Here is a 4,154-nt window from a genome sequence, read left to right on the forward strand (position 1 = left end):
GACAATTTATTAGTGATAAGCAGAGATTTACTGCCGAAATGCTTCGCCCCTACGAAGATATTTGCACTCATTGAGATGCACCCGCCCGTTTCTACTTATTTTTGCAATCTTGTCTATTAAAAACACCCTCTCGGCGCCCTAATCCTGACTACTTCGCCGCCGGTAAAGACAACTGAGGCGAACTCTTAGGATAAGCTACATTCTCGGGAAGAGCCGCAGGTTCCGAGGCCAGCAAAAACTCGCGAATTAACCTAGCAACTGCTCTTTGAGCTAAACCCCCTACCACTTTCTGACCCATATTCTGCACTTCGGGTTTTACCAACAACTGCGGCAGTAGCTGCAATACTTTCATAGTGTCAAAACCCGGAGTTGATTGCAAAATATCCCAAATTCGCTTGATATGTTCTAAGTTTTGTTGTTCGGTTGGTGAAACCACAGGTACAGCCTTGACTCCAAACCATTCACCGACTACAGATTTAGCATTGTCAAAAGCTTTACTCGAAAGCGTGTCGAGACTTTTCACCAATTCAGCTACAATGCGATCGCGAATGAAATCTCCTCTCTGAGAAAATAAATACTCTAACGCTTGGTTGAGGATTTTGCTCACATCGTAATCATCGCTTTCCCGGGCATTGTTCAGCAAGTTTTCTAAGCGATTCCAGCGGAATTCGCCTTTTTTGAACAATAAATCTTGCAGGGATGCTCTCAATTCCGGTGCGGGGTCGCTCAACAGCCGTTTTGCTACATAAGGATAAGCTTTGCTCAGCACTTTGAATTCTGGATCGACATTAATTGCAATCCCTTCTAACGTAACGAGCGATCGAATAATCAAAGCATAGTAAGCTGGAACTCGGAAAGGATACTCGTACATCACCGCCGAAAGTTCATCAGTAATGCTCTTGAAATTGAGTTCCGCAACACTAGCACCCAAAGCATTATTAAACACCCCAGCCAAAGCCGGAATAATTGGCGTCAAATCGGTATCAGGAGTTAAAAACTCCAACTTCACATAATCTCTCGCCAAACCTTCAAAATCGCGGTTCACCAAATGCACCACAGCTTCCAACAAACCGTAGCGCTGATAGGGTTTGACTTCGCTCATCATCCCAAAATCGAGATAAGCCAACTGACCGTCAGGAGTTGCCAAAAGATTGCCGGGATGCGGGTCAGCGTGAAAAAAACCGTGTTCTAGAAGCTGTCTGAGAGAACACTGCACCCCCACTTCAATTAAGTAAGGAGCGTCAATTCCTTGAGCCTTGACGGCTTCCAAATTAGTGAGTTTAACGCCAGTGATCCACTCCATTGTCAACACGCGGCGGCGAGTATATTGCCAATAAATTTTGGGAACGTAAATATCCTTCAGATTCCCGTAGAGTTCAGCAAAGCGTTCGGCATTTTGTCCTTCGTGGGTGTAGTCCATTTCTTCGTAAATCCGCTCGCCCAACTCGTCCATAATCCCTGCGAGGTCGCTGCGAATGATTTTGAAGTTGTTTTGCGCCCAAAGTGCGACGCGCCGCAGGATGTAAATATCTAAGCCGATGTTTTCGGCTAAACCTGGTCGCTGTACTTTAATAGCGACGATTTCCCCGGTTTTGAGTTTGCCTTTGTAGACTTGTCCGAGAGATGCTGCGGCGATCGGATCTGCGGTGATTTCGGCGTAAATTTCCTTGGGATGCGCGCCCAATTCTTCTTGTATAAATTGATACGCTACTTCGTTGGGAAAAGCTGGCAATTGGTCTTGCAGCGTGGTTAGTTCTTCTAAATATACCGGCGGCACTAAGTCGGGGCGAGTTGAGAGTGCTTGTCCGATTTTGATAAAAGCTGGGCCGAGTTGGCTGAGAATTTCTCGCAGGCGGGCGGCGCGGCGCTTTTCGTTGGCGGCGGTGCGGCCTGTCTTTTTGTCAAACCACAAACTGAAGGCAAAGCTAAAAAATGTCCAAACAACGCTCGACAGCCGTCTCCAGACTTGCAGGGGGCGATTGCGGTACTGGGCTGCGATCGCCACTGGATCGTAGCGCACAGCTTCTCCTGCCAACTCGTAAGCGATATCTTTGGCAGATTTCAGCGGTTCGGGAGTGACCGCCACTGTCTCTAGTTCTACTTGTACTACTTGCAGGGGAACTGTTTCTACCTCTTGGAGATTGCCGAGTGCAGCGTGAGTCCCTGAATTAGAGTAAGTTACCGGGGAGGCTGGCGATACCGTCTTGACATCCATAAACTCAGACCTAGTGTGAAGCATTGTAAACACATTGTAACAATTTGTCGCCTTCTCACCACTGCTTTAAGATATAAAACCGAAGTCGGTTGTCATTAGTCAGCAGTCATTAGTCAATAGTCAATAGTCAATAGTCCAGGAATTATGCGCTCAGACCAAAGAAACCGGGTTTTTTAGTTGATCTAGGGTTCGTAACCCGTCTTTTCGGGAAAAACCCGGTTTCTGGCCACCCGCGCGTATTCTCCCACTCTGGGCCTATCCCATTCTTCCCCTCTCTCTTTACTCCCCGCTGGCTCCCAGCAGCCGATCGCGAATGCCTGAGAGTTGCAATTTTGTACTCACGGGCGATCGGGGTTGGGGATTTTCGGTATCGGGCCAGTTTGGTAAGTCGTTACAGGGACAGCACTCGGGCGTCATGGCGTTTTGGGGTAACACTACGGGCATGGCGCAGCGGGCGCAGGGACTGATTTCCCATGCTGGTGTTAGCAGTTGGGCGATTGTTTCGTTGGTACCTTGCAGGTAGCAGTCTCCGCTTTTTGGGGAAATGATTTTTTCCCAGGATTCTTCAAATTCGGTGCTGTAGCGATCGCCCGCAATTACCGATTTGGGCAGCAGCGCTTCCGAACCGTTGCGAATTAATACTTTTTTGCCTAACTGAAACCAGTAAGCAATGTATTTTCTCACTTCACTGTGTGATGCCATAACTTTTAGTTAGCCCTGCAACTAATTGGTAACTTTAGAATTTCCGTTAAAATTTGCCATCTTTCTCAAGAGACATTTTATGTTTTACCTTTCAAAACTTCGCTATTTCCCGTCTCTCATTGTTGTGCTGATTACCGGAGGGAATAGTTTTTTGGGTAATTTATCTCTGTTTTGAGATTGGAATCTTAGTTATGATTATAGCTGAAAATTTAGCTCAAAGTGCGGGCACAGAAGCGGTTTTTTTGCTGGGTTGTCGATCGCCCCTGTGTCTGTTAATTTTTCCGCGGCGGTAGCGGCGTACCCAAAGCGCACAGATTCAAGGCATAACCACCCGTAGCGAGATAAACAGCATCGGCCATCGCCCCGATCTGGCGGACGAGAGTGCCGAGGCGATCGCGAAACAGCCGTCCCGCCGGATAAGCAGGCACAACACCCCATCCGGTTTCCTCCCCTACCAAAATCACATCAGCCGCCGCCGACTTCAAAGCTGCGAGCAAATCTTGCTGCGAACTATCCCAAACAGCAGACTCTTGTTCTAAAAGATTTGCCGTCCAAGTTCCCACCGAATCGATCAACAAGCAATCCGACGGTTTACCGCTTTGTACAACTGCTGATAGTTCGATCGGCACTTCCAGAGTTAGCCAATCTGTCGGGCGGCGATTTCGGTGCACTTCCAGGCGGCGCCGCCACTCCAAATCAGTTTCATCAACCCTACTCGTAGCCACATAGATTACTTGTTTTCCCGAATCCACAGCCAGAGTTTCCGCCCATTCACTTTTACCACTTCTGGCCGGCCCAGTTACTAAGATTAATTGTCTCGATGCAGTCGGTTTCAAGTTAGCCATCAGTCAGCATTTACCTACAAAATATCCAACACTTTACCATATAGTCTCTTAAAAGTAGCTTGGGTAAATTATTCCCTATCTCCATTGCCTTTATTTTTGATTTTACGGTATTTTGTCCTTGCTTACCTTCACAAAAAAATCCTCGCTCTTTCTTAAGCTATCCTCACATTTTTTTACAGGCAAAAACTCCTATAGCCTTTCTCAAAAATGTGAGGTACAGGCTTAGATACTTCTACTTCGCTGTACAATTTTTAGATTGGGGGATTGTGTGCATCTCACTTTTGAGGAGAGGGCGAAGCATGACCGCAGATAAGTTATTAGTTATAATCTCATATTTAATGCGGTCATGCTTCGCCCCTACAAACATATTTGCCTTGCGCCAGATGCACCCG

At 47.1% G+C, this 4,154-nt stretch carries 3 protein-coding genes; all 3 read right to left on the bottom strand.

Annotated elements, in window-relative coordinates; all coding sequences use genetic code 11:
• Positions 1–148: 148 nt before the first annotated feature.
• The 3 genes from QT974_RS31950 to cobU all read right to left on the bottom strand — a co-directional run bounded on the left by QT974_RS31950 (position 149) and on the right by cobU (position 3,762).
• A complete protein-coding gene (locus QT974_RS31950) occupies positions 149–2,215 on the bottom strand; it encodes an ABC1 kinase family protein (protein WP_333472391.1) in 2,067 nt (688 codons plus the stop codon).
• A gap of 279 nt (positions 2,216–2,494) precedes the next feature.
• On the bottom strand, positions 2,495–2,917 hold the full coding sequence (locus QT974_RS31955; protein ID WP_333472389.1) for a hypothetical protein: 423 nt from the start codon (positions 2,915–2,917) through the stop codon (positions 2,495–2,497).
• Positions 2,918–3,189: 272 nt separating this feature from the next.
• Positions 3,190–3,762 (bottom strand): bifunctional adenosylcobinamide kinase/adenosylcobinamide-phosphate guanylyltransferase, encoded by a 573-nt coding sequence (gene cobU / locus QT974_RS31960; RefSeq protein WP_333472390.1) that lies wholly within the window; start codon positions 3,760–3,762, stop codon positions 3,190–3,192.
• Between the last annotated feature and the right edge of the window lie 392 nt (positions 3,763–4,154).

Origin of the sequence: Microcoleus sp. BM001215392, assembly GCF_036700185.1 — a bacterium.
Lineage (GTDB): Bacteria > Cyanobacteriota > Cyanobacteriia > Cyanobacteriales > Microcoleaceae > Microcoleus.